Here is a 20612-nt window from a genome sequence, read left to right on the forward strand (position 1 = left end):
CGCGCGGAAGGCGCGTTCGGATTCTATCTTTTTCACCAGCGGAGGCCCGCGGCCATCATGCCAGTGCTGCGCCGGGTTCGGCGGCACTGCAGCGCCCGTAGGCAGCAAAACTATGCGGCCTGCCACCCGGCTGGCACCGAATGCATGAAGGAATACCGGCCCGGCCCCGGTTTCAGCAGCGCAGAGGGCACAAGTGCTGCACTTAGGGCAATACTTGTTGTCTTCGCGGTCTCCGGCAGCGACCTGAATCTCAACCACACCGAACTCGCCGCAGATCTCGATCCACTCACCGCCGACAGCAGCCTGAGCTGCGCCGGGAAAGGCGGTTTGAAGAACCAGCATGAAGATGGCGCACACACCCGCCAGCCGCCGGAACAGTCCGGCGCAGCAAACGGAGGGTATGAAGACGGTACGCGGCATCTGTTACAAGAATCTCTTGCTGCATTCGCCGCTGACACTAGAGGGAACTTTAGTGCCGTTATTTGATGTATGTCAGATAAATCAGAATTTCCGGACCAAAATCATCCGGTCCGGAAAACGCGCTAAACACCCGTCTTTTCAGCCTTTCTCAAACCGGCGGAAAGCGAATGCGATCACCCCGGCGATGGCCATGTAAACCAGCGCCAGCAGCAACAACGGCTCATAGACGATAAAAGTATCGGCTCGCACGCGCGAGGATACCGCATAGATTTCCATCACCGTGATTGTCGCCACCAGCGGCGTCGCCTTCAGCTGCAAGATGGTTTCCCCGCCCAAAGTCGGCAGCACATTTCGGATTGCCTGCGGCAGCCAGATCCGGCGGAACATGGTGAAGCGCGGCATGCCAAAGGACTTCGCAGCCTCCAGCTGCCCCTTGGCGACGCCGGAAAACGCGCCGCGCATCACCTCGCCTTCATAGCCTGCATAGGACAGGGTCAGTGCCAGCACCGCATAAGGCCAGGCCTGCCGCAGGTAGGGCCACAGCTCAGAGGAGCGGATCCAGGGAAACTGCGGGAACAGCGAGCCTAGCCCGTAATACAAGAGCCAGATCTGCAAGAGCAGCGGCGTGCCGCGGATGATGGTGCAAAAGGTGCGCGCAGGGATCGACAGGTACCAGGGTCCCACCGCCTGCGCCAACCCCAGCGGCACCGCCAGCATGAAGCCCAGGAAAGTAGAGACCGCGAGGATCCAGATCGTGGCCCAAAGCCCCTCCAGCGCCAGCGGCGCGTATTTCGGGATCCAGTCCCAGCGCAGCGCAAAGGCGCACCAGATCACCAGCGCCGCAAAGACCAGCATCATCACGATACGGTGCGGCTGCATCAGATCCTTCAAACCGGTCATCGCGCGCCCCCCTTCAGCGAGGGCTGGCCGCGCCGCGCCCATTTCTCAACCCGGGCAAAGACCGCGCCGGAGCACAGCGTCACCATCAGGTACAGGAACCCGGCGGCCAGGAAGAAGGTGAAATAGGCCCGCGTGCTGCTCGCCGCCTGCCGGGTTTCCAGCGTCAGCTCATTGAAGCCAACAACTGCCAGCAGCGCGGTGTCCTTGGTGGCAATCAGCCAAAGGTTTGCCAGCCCCGGAACCGCAAAACTCATCATCGCCGGGATCGTCACCCGCCACATGATCATGAAGGCGGGCATGCCATAGGATTTCGCCGCCTCGATCTGGCCCACCGGCACCGCCTTGATGGCGCCGCGCAGAACCTCAGTGGCATAGGCCCCCTGCACCACGCCCAAGACCCAGATCCCGGCCGCAACGCCGTTGATCTCAACCCGGCCGCCACCCAGACCTTCAGAGATCTTGTTGATGATATCGCTGCCCACGTAATAGAGGATCAGGATCAGCACCAGTTCCGGCACCGCCCGGATCACCGTGGTGTAGATGGCGAGAAGATCACGCGTGACCTTCCCGCCGTAGAGTTTGCCATAGGCCCCGAACAGCCCGATCACCAGCCCCAGCCCAAAAGCGCCAAAGGCGATCTGCAGGGAGTTGGCAAGCCCGCGCAACAGGTTGCCTCCCCAGCCCGACAGCGACAGCAGCTCTGCGCTGGCGCCGAGGCCCAGTAGTTCGAACAGTCCGGTCACGGCAGCACCTTAGTAGATGCTGGTGGTGAAGTATTTGGCGGTGATCTTCTCGTGGGTGCCGTCGGCCAGGATCGCCGCGATGCCCTTGTTCAGCGCCTCGCGCAGTTCGTCGTCACCCTTGCGCACGCCCGCACCGACACCGCGGCCCAGGATCGCCGGGTCATCCGCAACCGCGCCCTTGATCTCGCAGCAGCTGCCGGTGTCCGAGCCAACGAAATCCGCCATCGCGATGCTGTCCGCCTGGGTCGCGTCGATGCGGCCCGCAAACAGATCCTGGTTGGCTTCATCCTGTGTCTGGTAAACCTTCAGCTCAGCATCCTTGAAGTATTCCTGCGCATAGGCTTGGTGGATGGTCGAGGCCTGAATGCCAACAATCTTGCCCGCCAGCGATTCCGGGGTTGCATCGATCTCCATCGACTTGTCTGCCACGATCACCGCAGGGGTGTTGTAATAAGGGTCGGAGAAATCAATGGTTTTCATCCGCTCCTCGGTAATCGACATGGAGGCCATGATGGCGTCGATCTGCTGGCCGGTCAGCGACGGGATGATTCCGTCCCAGGCCACCGGCGTGATCACGCAGTCCAGTTCCGCCGCGGCACAGACCGCACCGATCACCTCGACCTCCCAGCCGACCCAGTTGCCCGAGCTGTCGAGCGAGGCAAACGGCGGGTAGGGTTCCGCGGCGATGCCGATCTTAACCTGTTCCGCAGCGGCGGCACCAGTAGTCAGCGCGGCAGCTGCGGTTGCAGCAGCAAGCAATGCTTTCAGTTTCATCTTAGTCTCCCAGTTGGTTATTATTTTGGTGGTAGAGGATCAGGCGACCGAGCTTAGGAATTGCTTCAGCCGCTCTGATTGCGGATTGCCAAAGACCTCGGCAGGCGGCCCCTGCTCTTCAATGCGGCCCTGGTACAGATAGACAACGTGGTTTGCGACTTCGCGCGCGAATTTCATTTCATGGGTGACCAGCAGCATGGTACGCCCCTCGGCGGCCAGGTCGCGGATCACCGTCAGCACCTCGCCCACCAGTTCCGGGTCCAGCGCCGAGGTCGGTTCGTCAAACAGCATCGCCGACGGGTCCACCGCCAGCGCCCGGGCAATCGCCGCCCTCTGCTGCTGACCGCCGGACAGATAGGCAGGATAGGTGTCCTCCTTGCCGCCCAGCCCCACCCGGTTCAGCAGCTCGTGCGCCCGCGCGATAGCCTCGGCCTTGGGCAGCTTCAGCACATGCACCGGCACCTCGATCACGTTTTCCAGCAGCGTCCGATGGGTCCACAGGTTGAACTGCTGGAACACCATCGCCAGCTTGGTCCGGATACGTTCAATCTGTTTCTGATTGGCCGGGCTGCCGTCGCCGCGCATCGCCACTTCCTCGCCGCCGATCACGATCTTGCCGGAGCTTGGCGTCTCCAGGAAATTGATGCAGCGCAGCATGGTGGATTTGCCGGAGCCGGAGCCGCCGATGATGGCCACCACATCGCCCTGTTGCGCGGTCAGATCAACGCCCTTCAGCACTTCCAGATTTCCGAACGACTTGTGCAGGTCCTCGACCCGGATTGCCTCCCGGCGCGTGTCTGTCTCCGGTGAGGATGCGGCTGCTGTGGCTGTGTCCATCTTTGCGTCTTCCCGAATTTTCCGATTGCAGTAAGCCGCGACTCGCGTAATTATGCAAGTGTATAATTTCTCCGCCAGCACAAAAACAGGAGCTGAGGTGACCGACGAGCGCCGCAAATTCAAACGCGAATCCGCCGAAGCCCGGAAGGAAGCGCTGATTCTCGCCACGCTGGAGCTGGTGGCGGAGAACGGTGTGCGCGGCGCCACGGTGCGGGGCATCGCCCAGCGCGCCGACGTCACCCAGGGTCTGATCCGGCATTACTTCAGCTCCAAGGAAGAGCTGATCATCTCGGCCTATGAACACCATATGAACCAGATGACGGACCTGACCTTCGCCCCCGGTGCGGCGGCAGGCAGCGCCCGGGCGCGGCTCAGGGCTTTTGTCGATGGCTCGCTGACGCCGCCGGTGGTTGATCCGCGCGCGCTGGCGTTGTGGGCCAGCTTCCTGAACAAGGTGCAGAACGACCCGCAGATGAAGGAAACCCACGAGCGCACCTACGCCTATTTCCGTGACCGGCTCGAGGTCCTGATCGCCGCCGCACTGGAAGAGGCCGGCCGCCCCGCCCCGGCGGCCCGGCTGCGCCAGCTCGCGATTGCCTGCAACGCGGTGATCGACGGCCTGTGGCTGGAGGGCGGCGCCCTGCCGGATGCCTTTGCGCAAGGCGAACTTGTTGAAATAGGACGGCAATCGGTTGCCGCCATCACTGGATTGGATTTGGAGCAGGAGGCTGAAACCTGATGAGGCTGACAGCAATCACCGAACGGCTGGCCGGGCTTGGCGGCGGCAAATGGGAAGTGCACGCACGGGCACGGCAATTGGCTGCAACAGGTGCCAACCTGGTGGAAATGACCATCGGCGAACCGGACGTGCCAACCCCGCCCGAACTGGTTGAGGCCGCCGCGCAGTCGATGCACGCAGGCCGCACCGGCTATTCCGACGGCCGCGGCGAGGCGCATCTGCGCGCCACCTTGGCCGAGGCTTATTCCGACAGCCGCGGGCGGGAATTCGGGCCGGAAAACATCCTCTGCTTCCCCGGCACCCAAACCGCGCTTTATGCCGTGCTGCAAGGCGTGGCCGAGACCGGCACCGAAGTGCTGGTGGGCGACCCTATGTATGCCACCTATGAGGGTGTGATCCGCGCATCCGGTGCGGACATGGTGCCGGTGCCGCTGCGGCCCGAGGCCGGGTTCCGGATGCAGGCCAGCGACATCGCTGCCCGCATCACTCCCCGCAGCCGCGCCATCCTGCTGACGACGCCGCACAACCCGACCGGGGCCATTCTGACACCGCAGGACCTGCGCGAAATCGGCGAGCTGGCAATGAAACACGACCTCTGGATCATCTCCGACGAGGTTTATGAGCACTTGGTGTTCGAGGGTGCTGAATTTGCCTCACCCCTCTCCGACCCGGCACTGGCGGAGCGGGTGATTGCAGTCTCCTCGATCTCTAAGTCCCACGCTGCACCGGGTTTCCGCAGCGGCTGGTGCGCCGGGCCAGAGGCCTTCTGCTCCGCCCTGCTGCCGGTTTCGGAAACCATGCTGTTCGGCAACCAGCCCTTCATCGCCGACATGACAGAAAAGGCAGTGCGCGAAGGCTCCTCTGTCGCCGCAGGCATGACCGCCCGATTCGCTGCCCGCGCCGCACTGCTGGAACAACGCCTGCACGCCGAAACCCGGCTGCGCGTCCACCACCCCGAGGCCGGCATGTTCGCGCTGATCGACGTCTCCGCTACCGGCATGGACGGCGACGCCTATGCCTGGAGCCTTCTGGATGGCGGCGTCGCTGTCATGCCTGGCTCCGCCTTTGGCGAGAGCTTGCGTGATTGGGTCCGCGTTGCCCTGACGATTGATGACGAAAGCTTTGCCACCGCGCTCGACCGGATCACCGCCCACGCAAACCGCTTTGCAAGAGGTGCCGCATGACCGTGAAAACAGTTGGTGAAGCCCTGGTTGACGGGCTGAAAGCACGCGGCGTGAATTGCGTGTTCGGCATCCCAGGCGTCCACACGGTGGAGCTGTACCGCGGCCTGGGCGTCTCCGGCATCCGCCATATCACCCCCCGCCACGAACAGGGCGCGGGCTTCATGGCCGATGGCTATGCCCGGGTGTCCGGACAGCCGGGGGTGGCCTTTGTGATCACCGGCCCTGGCCTCACTAACACGCTGACTCCGATGGCCCAGGCCCGCGCAGATTCAATCCCCATGCTGGTGGTGTCCGGCGTCAACGACAGCGCAACCCTGGGCAAGGGGCTCGGCCACCTGCACGAATTGCCCGACCAGCACGCACTGGCCAAGACCGTGGCGCTGACCTCAGAACATGTCGCCCGGCCCGAAGAGCTGGAGCCCGCCCTGGATCGCGCCTTCGCACCCTTTGCAATTGGCCGCCCCGGGCCCACGCACATCCAGGTGCCGCTGGACGTGGCAGGTGCCACGTCGCTAAACGGCATTTCCAAGCTCGCCGAAGCGCAGACGGCGCCGGATCCGGCCAAGATCGCCGATGCCGCGAAACGGCTGAGCGCAGCAGGCAAAGTTGTGATCCTGACCGGCGGCGGCGCCAAAACCGCAGACCAACACTTGCAGGCCCTGGCCGAACGCCTCGACGCGCCTGTGGTGCAAACCGTCAACGCCCGCGGGCTGATGCACGGCCACCCGCTGACCGTCCCGGCCAGCCCCAGCCTGCAAGCGGTCCGGGAGCTGATCGAAGACGCCGATTGCGTGCTGGCGCTGGGAACCGAGCTGGGGCCGACCGACTATGACATGTATGCCACCGGCAGCATGGCCGCCATGGACGGGCTGATCCGGGTCGATATCTGCGCCGCGCAACTGGCCCGTCACGAGGCTGAACTTGCCATCCAGAGCAAAGCTGATGTGGCCATCGCCGCGCTGCTTGATGCGCTGCCCGGCACAGCAAAGCACAGCGAAGGCGCGGCCCGTGCCGAACACACACGCGCCGCCGCGCAGGAAGAGATCGGCCCGGACTACCGCCGGCAAGTGGAAGTGCTGAACGCCATGCGTGACACGGTGCCCAATGCCCTGATGGTGGGCGATTCCACCCAACCGATCTATGCCGGCAACCTCTGCTACGACCACGACCGCCCAGGTGGCTGGTTCAATGCTGCCACCGGCTATGGCGCGCTTGGCTATGGCATTCCCGCCGCCATCGGCGCCTCGATTGCCGATCCATCTGCGCATGTGATCTGCATCGCCGGCGACGGCGGCGCCCAGTTCTCTCTGCCTGAGATCATGGCCGCGGTGGATGAAGGCCTGCCCATTACCTTCGTGATCTGGAACAATCGCGGCTATGGAGAGATCGCCTCCTCAATGAAAGCCGTGGACGTTGCGGTTGTCGGCTGCGACCCCACCCCGCCGGATTTCGCAGCCACAGCGCAGTCTTTCGGGATTCCGTTCAGCCGTGTTCCCATGACCCCGCAGACCGTTGCCGTTGCTCTTCAGGAATGCGCCGCACGCGGCACCCCCTCCATCCTCGAAATCGACATCCCCGGACCCGTTCCGGGACAGGAGTAACCTCATGCGAAACCCAACCTTTGAGTTCACCCGCGCCATCACCCGCCGCCCCGCCTCTACCATCGCTGCAGGCCTGCGTGCCGAAGATACCGGCAATCCAAGCCTCGACAGCATGCTGGCCGCCCACACTGCCTATGTCACCGCTCTGCGCAGCACCGGCGCCGAGGTGATCGAACTGGACCCGCTGGAGGCCTTCCCCGACGCCCAGTTTGTCGAGGACACCGCCCTCTGCTTGCCGCAGGGCGCGATCCTGATGCGTCCCGGCGCGCCGTCGCGGCTGGGTGAGGTGTCGGAAATGGCCCCCACCCTGCGCGCTTGCTACGATGATGTCCGCAAAATCACTGGACCCGGCCACATCGAAGGCGGCGACATTCTGGTGACCGGCAAGGAGATCCTGGTCGGCCGGTCCGACCGGACCGACGCGGAAGGCGTTGCCGAGCTTGCTGAAATCACCGCCGAATGGGGCCATGCCTTGCGCGAGGTGTTCACTCCAGAAGGCGTTCTGCACTTCAAGACCGATTGCTCGCTGATGGACGCCGAGACCATTCTGTCGACCAAGCGCCTCGACGCCTCCGGCTGTTTCGAAGGCTACCGGGTGCTGCATGTGGCCGAAGGTGAGGAAGCCGCCGCCAACGCCATCCGTTTCAACAACCTGGTGCTGATGGCCGCAGGCTTCCCGCGCACGGCAGAAGTTCTGGACAAGGCCGGATATGAGATCGTCGAGATCGACAACACCGACTGCGCCAAGCTGGACGGCGGCATGTCCTGCCTGTCGCTGCGGTTCTGATCCCGCCCGCGCCACGCAAACGCTCCGAGGCGGCGTGGAGCTCCATCCGGCTAGGCTGGCGGTGGCTTCGCCCTTCAGCCAAGCCGGAGTCTGAAGCGGCGCCGCACTCGCCAAGCGACAGAACCAGACGTTAGAAAGCCTTGTATTGCCCGGCGCCATCGACTTGCTTTGCAGACGAGATCCGAAGGCACCATCAAGAAGAGCCGCGGGAATACCGCGCGCACCAAAAGCTAACAACAAGGCCAGTGTAAGAACGAATGAGGGCGGAGCATTGTGCTCCGCCCTCATTTTTATGGTTCATTTTTCAGGCTGGAAAACCGAAATTGTGGAATCCGGAAAAGGCACGGTGTGTCCGAAAACAGGACAAAGCCCGCTCACCCGCATTTCGAATGACCGCAGCTGCGGCAGGTCATGCAACCTTCGACCATCTGCATATCGAACTGGCCGCAGCTCGGGCAGGCTTTGCCGCGGGGCTGGTTCAGGTTCACCACCTGCGCCTGCGGGTCGGACTTCAGGCCCATGCCCTCACCTTCCAGGAAACCGGTTTTTACCATATGGGTCTCGATCACACCGCCGATCGCCGCCAGGATCGAGGGAATGTACTTGCCCTGCACCCAGGCGCCGCCGCGCGGGTCGAACACCGCCTTCAGCTCTTCGACGACAAAGGACACGTCCCCGCCGCGGCGGAACACGGCTGAGATCATCCGGGTCAGCGCCAGCGTCCAGGCGTAATGCTCCATGTTCTTGGAGTTGATGAACACTTCGAACGGGCGGCGGTGGCCGTTGATGATGATGTCGTTGATGGTGAGGTAGATCGCATGCTCGCTGTCCGGCCACTTCAGCTTGTAGGTATGGCCTTCCAGCGACTGCGGGCGGTCCAGCGGCTCGGACATATAGACCACCTCAGCGCTGTCGCTTTCATGCGGCGCCTGCGCGGTCTCGCCCGGAGCGGTGTCGGCGCTCTCGCTCACCGACAGGACCGAGCCGGTCACGTCGTTCGGGCGGTAGGTGGTGCAGCCTTTGCAGCCCTGATCCCAGGCCTGCATGTAGACGTCCTTGAAGTCGTCAAAGGAGATGTCTTCCGGACAGTTGATGGTCTTGGAGATCGACGAGTCGATCCACTTCTGCGCCGCCGCCTGCATCTTGACATGGGCCGCCGGGCTCAACGTCTGGGCGTTCACGAAATAGTCCGGCAGCTTGGCGTCCGCGCCAAACTTCTCACGGTACATCTGCACTGCGTAGTCGACCACTTCCTCCTCGGTGCGGCTGCCGTCCTTCTGCAGCACCTTTCGGGTATAGGCATAGGCGAAGACCGGCTCAATGCCCGAGGACACGTTGCCCGCATAAAGCGAAATGGTCCCGGTCGGCGCGATGGAAGTCAGCAGCGCGTTGCGGATGCCGTGTTCGCGGATGGCGTCGCGCACGTCCTCATCCATGTTCAGCATATTGCCGGAATTGAGGTACTTGTCGGCGTCGAACAGCGGGAAGGCGCCTTTTTCCTTGGCAAGGTCCACCGACGCCAGATAGGCGGCGCGTGCGATCGCGTGCAGCCATTCGTCGGTCTGGCGCGCCGCCTCGTCGGAGCCGTATTCCAGCCCAAGCATCAGCAGCGCATCGGCGAGGCCGGTCACGCCCAGGCCGATCCGGCGCTTGTTCTTCGCTTCCTGCGCCTGCGCCTCCAGCGGAAACTTGGAGACGTCGACCACGTTGTCCATCATCCGCACTGCGGTGGCGACCAGTTCCTGCATTGCGGCCTGGTCCAGATGGGCGTCTTTCTCAAACGGGCTGGCCACCAGCCGCGCCATGTTGATCGAACCCAGCAGGCAGGCGCCATAGGGCGGCAGCGGCTGCTCGCCGCAGGGGTTGGTGGCGCAGATATTCTCGATGTAGTTGAGGTTGTTGGCCTTGTTGATGCGGTCGATGAAGATCACGCCCGGTTCGGCATAGTCATAGGTCGCCTGCATGATCTTGTTCCACAGGTCGCGCGCCTCGACGGTGTGATAGACCTTGCCGTCGAACTGCAGCTCCCAGGAGCCGTCGGATTTCACCGCATCCATGAAGTCATCTGTGACCAGCACCGACATGTTAAACATGCGCAGGCGGGCCGAGTCGGATTTGGCGGTGATGAAGGCCTCGATATCCGGGTGGTCGCAGCGCATGGTCGCCATCATCGCACCCCGGCGGGAGCCTGCGGACATGATGGTGCGGCACATCGCGTCCCACACATCCATGAACGACAGCGGGCCGGAGGCATCCGCCGCTACGCCTTTTACATCGGCACCGCGCGGCCGGATGGTGGAGAAGTCATAGCCGATGCCGCCACCCTGCTGCATGGTCAGCGCCGCCTCTTTCAGCATGTCGAAGATGCCCGACATGCTGTCCGGCACCGTGCCCATCACAAAGCAGTTGAACAGGGTCACCTGGCGCGCGGTGCCGGCGCCCGCGGTGATGCGGCCTGCGGGCAGGTATTTGAAGTCCTCCAGCGCGCCATAGAACTTCTCTTCCCATACGTCCGGCTTCTTCTCCGCCCGCGCCAAGTCACGCGCGATGCGCCGCCAGGTGTCCTCAACGGTCACGTCGATCGGCGCGCCATCGGCCTGCTTGAAACGGTATTTCATATCCCAGATCTGCTCGGCGATGGGGGCGGCAAAGCGGCTCATGTGTCGGTCCTTCGGCTCGTTCGGGCTTCATGAAAACGGCTCCGCTGCGGCAGCTCTTTCCGGGCACCGTGGCGAATCCATTTTTTGTTAAGGCTTACTTGCAGCAATAGCGTGGAGAAACACAATACCTTGAAGTCGGTGATCCGTAAACTACTATATACTGTCAAAGCTCTGGACGACTCTGTGGGGAACCTGTGGATAAGCGCGTGAATCTTGTGAAGCTTTCGGTCGGCACCGAAAGCGTCGACAGCCTGATGGCCTGGCAGGAAATGCGCCGTGCGGAACTGCCGGAGGGCCTGCCGCGGCACGTCACCCGCATGTGGCCCAAGCGCGAGGCAGAGATCCTGAACGGCGGCTCGATCTACTGGGTGATCAAGGGGCTGATCCAGTGCCGCCAGCGCATCCTGCGGCTGGATGAGGTCATCGGCGAAGACGGCATCCGCCGCTGCGCCATCATCCTGGACCCGGAGCTGCAGCGCACCCACACGGCGCCGAAACGCCCGTTCCAGGGCTGGCGCTACCTGAAGGCTGAAGACTCCCCTGCCGACCTGCCCGCAGGTAAAAAACAGGAGGAGCCGTTGCCGCTGGAACTTTCCCAGGCACTGGCGGAAATCGGGGTTATCTGAGGCAATCCGCTCCCCCCGCGGCAGCCTCGCCAGCGCCGGGCGTCAGCCCGGCGCACGGCCCAACCGAGGCGGAAACATCTGTGAAGTTTCCAGCAACGGGCGGGAGCTTCCAGAACCAAGTAGAAACCCTCCCGCCCCCTTTTCAGGCATCCATAGATGCCTTGAAGGCGTTGGGCCAAGCCCGCGCGGGCGCGCGGGCAGCAGCGCTTATTTGCGGTGTTCCAGCAGGTCCAGCAGCGTGTTCAGCGCCGCCTTCTCATCGGTGCCGTACTTCGCCACCCGGCTGCGCCACAGGGTGGCCTGCGACTTCAGCACCAGACCGTCGTTCAAGAGCTTCAGGTGATTGGCCCGCAGCGTCTCGCCTGTGGAAGTGATGTCGGCCACCATTTCGGCGGTCTCGTTCTTCACCGTGCCTTCGGTCGCGCCCTGGCTGTCGACCAGCTGGTAATCCGCCACTCCGGCGTCGGTCAGGAACTCCCGCACCAGCCGGTGGTATTTGGTGGCGATCCGCAGCCGGTGGCCATGCGCCGCGCGGAACGCCGATGCGGCAGCGTCCAGATCATCCAGGGTGTCCACGTCGATCCAGAACTGCGGCACCGCCAGGATCAGATCGGCATGGCCGAAGCCCATTTCCGCCAGATCCTCCACCTGCTGCTCGAACCGCGGCAGCTTCTCCTGCACCAGATCGGTGCCGGTCACGCCCAGGTGAATGCGCCCCGCAGCCAGTTCGCGCGGGACCTCTCCCGCCGACAGCAGCACCAGCTCCATATTCGACACACCTTCAACCGCGCCCGCGTATTCGCGGTCCGACCCGGTGCGAGACAGCGTCACGCCGCGTTTGGCAAACCAGTCAAAGGTCTTTTCCATCAGCCGCCCCTTGGACGGCACTCCCAGCTTCAGGGTCATTTGCGCGCCTCCTCAAGCTGCAGCATCAGGTCCGGGCGCAGCACACCACCCACTGCGGGGATCTCCTCGCCCTCACCCAGCTGACGGGTCAGCGCATCATAACGCCCGCCGCTGGCAACCGGCGGCAGATCGGGGCGTGCTTCTGCATAAAAGCCAAAGACAAACCCGTCGTAATACTCCATCGAGGTGCGCCCGTAGGAAGCTTCGAAATCGAGGTTGTCCACATCGACACCGCGCGCCTTCATCGCTGCCGTGCGCGCATCCAGCCGGTCCAGCGCCGGGTTGATCTGCGGCAGATCCACCGCGATGTCGCGCATCTGCTCAGTGGCAAAGGGCACAGTTTCCCGCACCGCCATCAGCGCTTCCAGCGCCAGCAATTCGTTTTCGGCTATCGGCGGATGCTTGGCATCCTCGCGCAACGCCTCAACCCGCGCCTGCACCTCTGCCGCGCGGCGCTTGCCGATCTCCACGGCAGAGCCGGTCAGGTCGCCCTCGGTTTCCAGCAGCTTCCTGCGGCTTTCCGGCACCGGGCTGCGGCCTGCAAAACGGTCCAGCAAGGAGCGGAAGCGGCGCGGCCGCCAGATGTGGCGCATCAGCGCCGCCTTGCGCTTGTCCGTGGTGTTCAGCCCCTCGACCGCCGCCATCAGAATGCCGATGTCACCGGTCGCCGCCCGCAAGGGCAGCCCGCGCACCTGCAGCGCAAACAGCGAAAATACTTCCGCGTCCGCCGCCGCGGCATCGTCACGCTCGAACACCTCATAGCCAACCTGCAAGTATTCGTTGGGCCGGTCCGGGTCGATCTCCTGGCGCCGGAACACCTCGCCGGAATAGGTATAGCGCGCAGGCTCGGCACCATGGCGCATATGCGCCTCCACCACCGGCACGGTGAAGTCGGGACGCAGCATCTGTTCGCCGCGCAAGGCGTCAGTGGTCACATAGGCACGCGCCCGGATGTCCTCACCGTAAAGATCCAGCAACGTGCCGGCCCGCTGCAGCAGCGGTGTGTCCACCACCTGCGCCCCTGCGGCCTCAAAGCGGACCCGCAGCTGGGCGGCGCGGGCCTGTATGTCAGAACGAAGCGTCATGATCAGCCCTGCCCGTCCAGGATTTCGCGCACCTTGGCGACCAGTTCGGTGCGGGGCACTTCGAACTGGCTGGGGCGTTCCTTCCACTCTTCCAGCGTCGCGCTTTCGGCGATCTTGGCGCCCAGGATCAGGTCCTTGATCTGCACCACGCCATTGGCCTTCTCGTCACCGCCTTCAATCACCGCGACCGGAGAGTTCCGCTTGTCCGCGTACTTCAGCTGGTTGCCGAAGTTCTTGGGGTTGCCCAGATAGACCTCAGCCCGGATACCCGCATTGCGCAGCTCTGCCACCATCGCCTGATAATCCGCCATCCGGTCGCGGTCCATCACTGTGACCACAACCGGGCCGGTTGCCTCGGCGCTCAAACGCCCCTTGGCATGCAGCGCCGCCAGCAGCCGGTCAACGCCGACCGAGACACCCACCGCAGGCACTTCCTGCCCTGTAAAGCGCTTGACCAGCCCGTCATAACGGCCACCACCAGAGACCGAGCCGAACTGCCGCTTGCGGCCTTTCTCGTCGAGGATCTCAAAGGTCAGCTCCGCCTCGAACACCGGCCCGGTGTAATAGCCAAGCCCGCGCACGACCGAGGGGTCAATCTCGATCCGGTCCTTGCCGTAGCCGCCCGCGGCCAGCAGCTCACCGATCTGCTCGAGCTCGGCAATGCCGTCCTGACCGACCTTGCTGTCGCCCACGGCAGCGCGCAAGTTGGCGATGGTGCCCGCCGCATCTGCCGCCTTGGATGTCAGGAACGCCAGCACCGGCGCAGCCTGATCGTCCGACAGGCCAACACCGTCGATGAAGGCGCCGGAAGCATCCAGTCGGCCTTTAGTCAGCAGTTCGCGCACGCCGGCCTCGCCCACTTTGTCGAACTTGTCGATGGTGCGCAGCACGTCGTCGCGCTTGGCATCGCCATCACCCAGGCCCATCGCCTCCAGCACGCCGTTCAGAACCTTGCGGTTGTTGACCCGCACCAGGTAATCGCCGCGCGGAATGCCGACGGTCTCCAGAGTATCGGACAGCATCGCGCAAATCTCTGCATCCGCCGCCATCGAGGCCGTGCCGACAGTATCCGCATCGCACTGGTAGAACTGGCGGAAGCGGCCCGGCCCCGGCTTCTCGTTGCGCCAGACCGGCCCCATCGCATAGCGGCGGTAAGGTGTCGGTAGGTCGTTGCGGTGCTGGGCATAGACACGCGCCAGCGGCGCCGTCAGGTCATAGCGCAGCGCCATCCAGTCGCCGTTGCCGTCCTCTTCGGTTTCCTGCCAGGCGAACACGCCCTCGTTCGGGCGGTCCACGTCGGGCAGGAATTTGCCCAGCGCCTCAACGGTTTCCACCGCCGAACTTTCCAGCGCCTCGAACCCGTAATGATGATACACACCCGCGATGGCCCGCAGCATCTCGCTGCGCTGGGTCACCTCCGCACCGAAATAGTCACGGAACCCCTTTGGCGTCTGCGCCTTGGGGCGGGGCTGTTTCTTCACTTTGGCCATGTTTGGCCTCCTCACGGGTAGCGGTTTCACTCGCGTGGCGGTCTAACGGATGCCGCCCCGCGCGGCAAGGCTGCGCAGGGTCTTGCGCCTGCGTCCTTTCACCCGAAATTCTCATCTTGAACATGCGCGCGGCTTGGTGATGGACGCAGCCCGCCAAAGCGCCTATCTAAGCGCATCCGCAATCAAAGGTGTGACCCATGCAGCATCTGGAAGAGCAAATCGCCCATCTGACCCGCAGCGTGGACGAAATGAGCGACGTGATCGCCCGCCAGCAGCAGGAGATCGACGTGCTGACCCGCCGCGTTGCCATGCTGATGCAGCGCGAAGCCACCCGCGAGCAGGAAGGCACCGGTGGCGTGGTCTTCGCCGACGAACGCCCGCCGCATTACTGACGCCTGCCCCGAAAACCACGGTTTCCCTTGATCCAAGCGCCCGCGCCGCGCAGGCTGTCACATGTGTATTCTGTGACAAGTGATTGGGGGACACGGCCATGGCACCATCCAACGACCCGGTGGAATTCGTCGAAAAAGGCATCGATAGGCTCCACACCCGCGTGCTGTTTTACCTCAAGAAGGTCTGGAAACGCGTCCGCTCGCTGTTGATGCCCCTGCGCAAGTTCATGAAGAAAATGCTCTCGGCGGCCAAGTCCATCGCCAAGACCGCCGGCAAGAAGGCAGTCGCGCAGGTCACCTCTGCCGGGCAAACGGTGCTCAATCTGCTGGACCGGGTGGAGCAGATGCTGAAGACCATGATCAAGCTGGGCCAGCGCATCCTTGATACCATCCGCAAGAACACCGACCGTTCCCGTCTGGTCCGGGTGCTGAAAACCGTGGTCCGCAAATACGTCGAGATGTTCCGCCAGGTCTGGGGCTGGGTGCAGGAGATCTGGGAGCAGATCGGCGTGCTCGACACCGCGCTGTCGATCCTGAACCGCTTTGCCTCAGTGCTGCAAATCGTCTTTGGCTGGATCAAGGAGCTTACCACGATCCTGGGCGGCGTGAAGAAGGTGAAGGGGATGCTGAAAAAGGTGGTAAAAACCCTGCGGCTGGAAATGAAGGATGCCATCCGCCTGCTGAAAGACACCGCCAAGCTGCCAGTGCCGAAGGAGGCCTAAGCCCGCGCCTGCCTCAAACGGGCCTGCGGCAGCCCGTGGGATGGCGCCCCGGCGGTTGTGTTTGGCAGTTTATCCCGGCCAAGTCCGTAGAACTTATCCGGCGGAGCACTTTGCCTCACCAGTGCGCCAGCCCGCCCGAACGGTCTGCCGCAGGCCCGGAGCGCTCCGCGCCGTTGTTCCGGGCCTGGGTTTATTCGTCCGATTCAAACATTACATCTGTGCGCAATGCGTATTTCACGCCAGACACCACAGGGTCCCCGCGGTGCGACAAAGGGTGATGAAAGAAAAGAGCCTTGCCGGTTGCAGGCTGAATGGTGAAATCCGCAAAACGGAAAGGCGAAAACACATCCGCGAAACTGGTTCCGCCACCCTCAAAGCCTTCGTTGAGATAAAGCATCACTGTAAAACGGCTCACGGTGCCATGTGCGCTGCGGTACTCCCCATCCTGATGCCAGTCGAAGAAATGGCCGGGATGATACCTGTACAATCGGAACCGCTCATTCACTCCAACCACCGCAGCGCCTTTGAACGGAGCAGAGAAGAATGGGCTCACTTTTTGCCACAAAGCTGCTGCAAGCGCTGGGTCATCAAAGATCACCCGGTCATTGTTCCGGATATCCGGAACCGCTTTGACACCGCATTCAGTGTTGATCGTCGCCCTTTTGAACCCAAGTTCATACGCCTTGGCGATCATCTGTGTGCAGAAATCTGAGGATACAAATTCAGCCGCCTCGAAAACACGGCCATTCAATACATCGGGAATGTTCACTGTTTTTACTCCGGTTTGACAGTACGAAAGGTCGTCCAAGTCATGCCGGAGGCATCAATGGTGTCTGCCCCGTAAAAGCACGTGGTGACAACAAGGTTTATGCAGTAGCCGCTCCATGCTGCCACCGCTAACCGCTGTCTAACCTGCTGTCAATCTTTGCGGGAATCCTAGATCTCCTCCACATCCATCACCCCATCGAGCGACTTCAGCGCGCCCTTGATCTGCGGGTTGATCGGGAAGGGCTGGCCCAGATCCATCTCCACATCGCCGGGCAGGCCGGGGTCTTGCAGGTACATAAAGACCTCGCCACGGGACGCATTGCGGGCCGCCGCCTTGGCGTCCTCCAGCACCTGCGCCACGGTGCCGACGGCCGCCGCATCACTGAGGTAGACCCGCAGGGAACTGCGCCCGGCATCGGCAATGGCACTGTCCACTGGCCCAACAGACCGCACCAGCAGTTTCAGCTGGTCGCTTTCCATCGTCGCCTCAGCCGTAATCACCACCTTGGCGCCGGTCTCAAGGAACTCGCGGCTCTTCTCCAGCACCTCGGAGAACAGCGTCACCTCATAGGCGCCTGACGGGTCAGACAGCTGGGCAAAGGCAAAGCGGTTGCCGCGGGCGGACTTCCTCTCCTGCCGGCCGGCCACGACGCCGCCCATCTTGGCCATGAACGGCCCGCGTTCGGCCTTGGCCGTCACCTCGTCCAGCGTCATCACCTTCTTGCGCTTCAGCGCAGGCATGTAGTCGTCCAGAGGGTGGCCCGAGAGGTAAAAGCCAATCGCCTTGAATTCCTCAGACAGGCGCTCGGCCGGCAGCCAGTCCGGCACATTGGGCAACCGCGGCTCCGGCAGGTCCTCCCCCGCCTCGCCAAACAGCGACACCTGGCTGGAATTCCGCTGGTCGTGCACCGCGGCGGAGTAATCCACCAGTGCGCCCAGGCTCTCAAACACCCGGCGGCGGTTGCTGTCCAGCTGGTCAAAGGCCCCCGCCCGCGCCAGCATCTCCAGCGGCCGCTTGCCGACCTTCTTGAGGTTCACCCGGCGGGCAAAGTCGTAGACATTGACAAAGGGACGTTCGCGGCCGTCCTCGTTGCGCGCCTCAGCCACCAGCCGCATCACGTCCAGGCCGACGTTCTTCAGCGCGCCCAGCGCATAGACCAGCTCACCGTTGACCACGTTGAAGGTCGCCAGCGAGCGGTTGATGCAGGGCGGCACGTATTTCAGCCCCAGCCCCTTCTTCACTTCCTCGAAGTAGATCGCCAGCTTATCCGTCAGATGGATATCGCAGTTCATGACGCCGGCCATGAACTCCACCGGGTGGTTCGCCTTGAGCCAGCCGGTCTGGTAGGACACCACCGCATAGGCCGCGGCGTGCGATTTGTTGAAGCCGTAGTTGGCGAATTTCTCCAGAAGGTCGAAGACCTCACTGGCCTTTTTCTTGTCGACCCCGTTTTCCGCCGCGCCCTTCTCGAATTTCGGGCGCTCGGCGTCCATCGCCTCCTTGATCTTCTTACCCATCGCCCGGCGCAGCAGGTCCGCACCGCCAAGGGTATAGTTCGCCATCACCTGGGCGATCTGCATCACCTGTTCCTGATAGACGATGATGCCCTGGGTTTCCTCCAGGATGTGGTCGATCAGCGGGTGCACCGAAGTGATCTCGCGCTGGCCGTTCTTGACCTCGCAATAAACCGGGATGTTCTCCATCGGGCCGGGACGGTACAGCGCCACCAGCGCCACGATGTCCTCGATACAGGTGGGTTTCATGCGCTTCAGCGCATCCATCATGCCGGTGGATTCCACCTGGAACACCGCCACCGTCTTGGCGCGCGAGTAGAGGTCATAGGTGACCGTGTCGTCCAGCGGAATGGCGTTGATCTGGTTCTCCGCCCCCTCCGGCGGCTCATAGAGCTGGGTGCCGTCCTCGGCGATATGCAGATCGCGCCCTGACTGGAAAATCAGGTCCATGGCGTTTTGAATGACGGTCAGCGTCTTCAGGCCCAGGAAGTCGAACTTCACGAGGCCCGCCTGTTCCACCCATTTCATGTTGAACTGGGTCGCCGGCATGTCCGAACGCGGATCGCGGTAAAGCGGCACCAGCGCATCCAGCGGCCGGTCCCCGATCACCACACCCGCCGCGTGGGTGCCGGCAGAGCGCAGCAGGCCTTCCACCTGCTGGCCGTAGGTCAAGAGCCGGTCCACCACCGGCTCGTTGCGGGCCTCCTCGCTGAGGCGCGGCTCTTCCTTCAGCGCGTCGGCGATCGACATCGGCTTCACGCCTTCGACCGGGATCAGCTTGGACAGCCGGTCCACCTGGCCGTAGGGCATCTGCAAGACCCGCCCCATGTCGCGCACCGCCGCCTTGGACAAAAGCGCGCCAAAGGTGATGATCTGCCCCACCTTGTCGCGCCCGTACTTCTCCTGCACGTAGCGGATCACCTCTTCCCGGCGGTCCATGCAGAAGTCGATGTCGAAGTCAGGCATCGACACCCGTTCCGGGTTCAGGAAGCGTTCGAACAGCAGGCTGTAGCGCAGCGGATCAAGGTCGGTAATGGTCAGCGCATAAGCCACCAGCGAGCCCGCACCGGAGCCTCGCCCCGGCCCGACCGGAATGTCGTGGTCCTTGGCCCATTGGATAAAGTCGGCAACGATCAGGAAGTAGCCGGGGAAGCCCATCCCCTCGATGATGCCCAGCTCGAAATCGAGCCGTTCTTGGTATTCCTCAACGCTGACAGCATGCGGGATCACTGCAAGACGCTGCTGCAGGCCTTCGTTAGCGATGCGGCGCAGCTCCGCCACCTCGTCATCGGCGAACTTCGGCAGGATCGGATCGCGCCGGTACGCCATGAAGGCGCAGCGCTTGGCGATTTCAACCGTGTTTTCAATCGCCTCCGGCAGGTCGGCAAACAGCGCAACCATCTCCTCCTGGCTCTTGAAGTAATGCTGCGCGGTCAGCCGCCGGCGCGGCTCCACCTGATCGACATAGGCGCCCTCGGCGATACAGATCATCGCGTCATGCGCCTCGAACATCTCCGTGCTGGGGAAATAGACGTCATTGGTGGCGACCAGCGGCAGCTCCATGGCATAGGCCATCTCCACATGGCCGCGCTCTGTCTGCTTCTCTGCCTCGGGCTGGCCGTGCTCGCCCGGGTGGCGCTGCAACTCGACATACAGGCGGTCCGGGAAGATTTCTTTCAGCCGCTGCATCAATGCTTCCGCTGCCGGCCGCTGCCCCATCTGCAGCAGCCGCCCCACCGGCCCGTCCGGCCCGCCGCTGAGGCAGATCACATCACCGGCATTCGCCTCAAGCTCCTCCAGCGTCACATGCGGCAGCTCTCCCCCCTGCCGCAGATACAGGCAGGAGTTCAGCTTCATCAGATGCTCGTAGCCTGCCTCGCTCTGCGCCAGCAGCACCAGCGGCGCGGGCGGCTTGGGCCGCTCGCCCGGCGCCGGTTCGGTGAACCGCAGGTCCACCTGGCAGCCGATGATCGGCTGCACCCCGGCGCCGCTGGCCGACACCGAAAACTCCAGCGCCGAGAACAGGTTGTTGGTGTCCGTCACCGCAATCGCGGGCATTTCATGCTTCTTGCACAGGTCCGGCAGCTTCTTCAGCCGCACGGCGCCTTCCAGCAGCGAATATTCGGTATGGGTGCGCAGGTGAATGAATCGGGGAGAGCTTGTCATGCCGCCACGCTATCTTATTGACACGCGGGGGTGAAAGGGCGATCTGCGCACTGAACACCCGCCAAAACCGGTGTGGTGGGCGCTGCATTTTATCCATTTTGTTGAAACTCTTTCGCATCCAGCGCGTAAAGCCCCCGCAAACATGCGGATAAAACGCATAAATATGAATGCTCTACCCGCATAGCCCGCAATTTTCTTGCTCCGCAAAATACTGCAGCGCAGCACCGGTTTTCCTTGCTTTGGCAACGGGCCGCTCCCTAGGCTGTTGTCAGCAAGCAATAAAACAGCCCGCTTCCC

18 protein-coding genes are annotated in these 20612 nt (G+C 63.1%); 8 read left to right on the top strand and 10 right to left on the bottom strand.

Features of this window, described 5'->3' with window-relative positions; all coding sequences use genetic code 11:
* Window positions 1-144 precede the first annotated feature (144 nt).
* The gene (locus tag RA24_RS22400; protein WP_156131911.1) at window positions 145-486 is read left to right on the top strand and encodes a hypothetical protein; all 342 of its coding nucleotides are present in this window, start codon (window positions 145-147) and stop codon (window positions 484-486) included.
* A gap of 72 nt (window positions 487-558) precedes the next feature.
* On the opposite strand, the gene RA24_RS00150 is transcribed toward RA24_RS22400, so the two are convergent.
* The 4 genes from RA24_RS00150 to RA24_RS00165 are packed head-to-tail and all read right to left on the bottom strand — an operon-like array spanning window position 559 to window position 3674.
* Window positions 559-1320, bottom strand: a complete 762-nt coding sequence (locus tag RA24_RS00150; protein ID WP_039148689.1) for an ABC transporter permease — start codon at window positions 1318-1320, stop codon at window positions 559-561.
* The gene (locus RA24_RS00155; protein ID WP_039188920.1) at window positions 1317-2063 is read right to left on the bottom strand and encodes an ABC transporter permease; all 747 of its coding nucleotides are present in this window, start codon (window positions 2061-2063) and stop codon (window positions 1317-1319) included. Before RA24_RS00155 ends, RA24_RS00150 begins: the two co-directional genes overlap by 4 nt.
* A 9-nt stretch (window positions 2064-2072) precedes the next feature.
* Window positions 2073-2837, bottom strand: coding sequence for a transporter substrate-binding domain-containing protein (locus RA24_RS00160; protein ID WP_019294809.1), 765 nt, complete (start codon window positions 2835-2837; stop codon window positions 2073-2075).
* Between the two features lie 39 nt (window positions 2838-2876).
* The gene (locus tag RA24_RS00165; protein ID WP_039188922.1) at window positions 2877-3674 is read right to left on the bottom strand and encodes an ABC transporter ATP-binding protein; all 798 of its coding nucleotides are present in this window, start codon (window positions 3672-3674) and stop codon (window positions 2877-2879) included.
* Window positions 3675-3771: 97 nt separating this feature from the next.
* On the opposite strand from RA24_RS00165, the gene RA24_RS00170 reads away from it, so the two are divergent.
* From RA24_RS00170 to RA24_RS00185, 4 genes are read left to right on the top strand one after another with little or no spacing between them, the layout of a single operon-like run.
* Complete coding sequence (locus tag RA24_RS00170) at window positions 3772-4413, top strand: TetR/AcrR family transcriptional regulator (protein WP_039170537.1); 642 nt, start codon at window positions 3772-3774, stop codon at window positions 4411-4413.
* Window positions 4413-5597, top strand: coding sequence for a pyridoxal phosphate-dependent aminotransferase (locus RA24_RS00175; protein WP_039188924.1), 1185 nt, complete (start codon window positions 4413-4415; stop codon window positions 5595-5597). Before RA24_RS00170 ends, RA24_RS00175 begins: the two co-directional genes overlap by 1 nt.
* Entirely contained in the window at window positions 5594-7198 is a 1605-nt protein-coding gene (locus tag RA24_RS00180) for a 5-guanidino-2-oxopentanoate decarboxylase (RefSeq protein ID WP_193747097.1), read from the top strand. Before RA24_RS00175 ends, RA24_RS00180 begins: the two co-directional genes overlap by 4 nt.
* Before the next feature lie 4 nt (window positions 7199-7202).
* Window positions 7203-7985 (top strand): arginine deiminase family protein, encoded by a 783-nt coding sequence (locus RA24_RS00185; RefSeq protein WP_019294804.1) that lies wholly within the window; start codon window positions 7203-7205, stop codon window positions 7983-7985.
* 374 nt (window positions 7986-8359) lie between these two features.
* On the opposite strand, the gene RA24_RS00190 is transcribed toward RA24_RS00185, so the two are convergent.
* On the bottom strand, window positions 8360-10645 hold the full coding sequence (locus RA24_RS00190) for an adenosylcobalamin-dependent ribonucleoside-diphosphate reductase (RefSeq protein ID WP_039188926.1): 2286 nt from the start codon (window positions 10643-10645) through the stop codon (window positions 8360-8362).
* Window positions 10646-10839: 194 nt separating this feature from the next.
* Between RA24_RS00190 and RA24_RS00195 the strand changes: the two genes are divergently transcribed.
* Window positions 10840-11271 carry a DUF1489 family protein gene (locus RA24_RS00195; protein WP_019294802.1) on the top strand — a complete coding sequence of 144 codons (432 nt, stop codon included), beginning with the start codon at window positions 10840-10842 and terminating at the stop codon, window positions 11269-11271.
* Between the two features lie 207 nt (window positions 11272-11478).
* Here RA24_RS00195 and hisG read toward each other — a convergent pair whose 3' ends face one another.
* From hisG to hisS, 3 genes are read right to left on the bottom strand one after another with little or no spacing between them, the layout of a single operon-like run.
* Window positions 11479-12177 carry an ATP phosphoribosyltransferase gene (gene hisG / locus RA24_RS00200; RefSeq protein WP_019294801.1) on the bottom strand — a complete coding sequence of 233 codons (699 nt, stop codon included), beginning with the start codon at window positions 12175-12177 and terminating at the stop codon, window positions 11479-11481.
* Window positions 12174-13262: an ATP phosphoribosyltransferase regulatory subunit gene (locus tag RA24_RS00205; protein WP_039188927.1), complete on the bottom strand. Its 1089-nt coding sequence runs from the start codon at window positions 13260-13262 to the stop codon at window positions 12174-12176. Before RA24_RS00205 ends, hisG begins: the two co-directional genes overlap by 4 nt.
* Window positions 13263-13264: 2 nt before the next feature.
* A complete protein-coding gene (hisS, locus tag RA24_RS00210) occupies window positions 13265-14752 on the bottom strand; it encodes a histidine--tRNA ligase (protein ID WP_039148607.1) in 1488 nt (495 codons plus the stop codon).
* A gap of 197 nt (window positions 14753-14949) precedes the next feature.
* Between hisS and RA24_RS00215 the strand changes: the two genes are divergently transcribed.
* Window positions 14950-15144, top strand: a complete 195-nt coding sequence (locus tag RA24_RS00215; RefSeq protein WP_019294798.1) for a SlyX family protein — start codon at window positions 14950-14952, stop codon at window positions 15142-15144.
* A 98-nt stretch (window positions 15145-15242) separates the two neighbouring features.
* The gene (locus tag RA24_RS00220) at window positions 15243-15866 is read left to right on the top strand and encodes a hypothetical protein (RefSeq protein ID WP_039188929.1); all 624 of its coding nucleotides are present in this window, start codon (window positions 15243-15245) and stop codon (window positions 15864-15866) included.
* A gap of 190 nt (window positions 15867-16056) precedes the next feature.
* Here RA24_RS00220 and RA24_RS00225 read toward each other — a convergent pair whose 3' ends face one another.
* Window positions 16057-16635 (bottom strand): 2OG-Fe(II) oxygenase, encoded by a 579-nt coding sequence (locus RA24_RS00225; protein WP_241480870.1) that lies wholly within the window; start codon window positions 16633-16635, stop codon window positions 16057-16059.
* A 167-nt stretch (window positions 16636-16802) separates the two neighbouring features.
* A complete protein-coding gene (gene dnaE, locus RA24_RS00230; RefSeq protein ID WP_039188932.1) occupies window positions 16803-20315 on the bottom strand; it encodes a DNA polymerase III subunit alpha in 3513 nt (1170 codons plus the stop codon).
* Window positions 20316-20612: the final 297 nt, after the last annotated feature.

The sequence above is a fragment of the Leisingera sp. ANG-M6 genome, assembly GCF_000813905.1.
In the GTDB taxonomy this organism is placed as follows: Bacteria; Pseudomonadota; Alphaproteobacteria; order Rhodobacterales; family Rhodobacteraceae; genus Leisingera.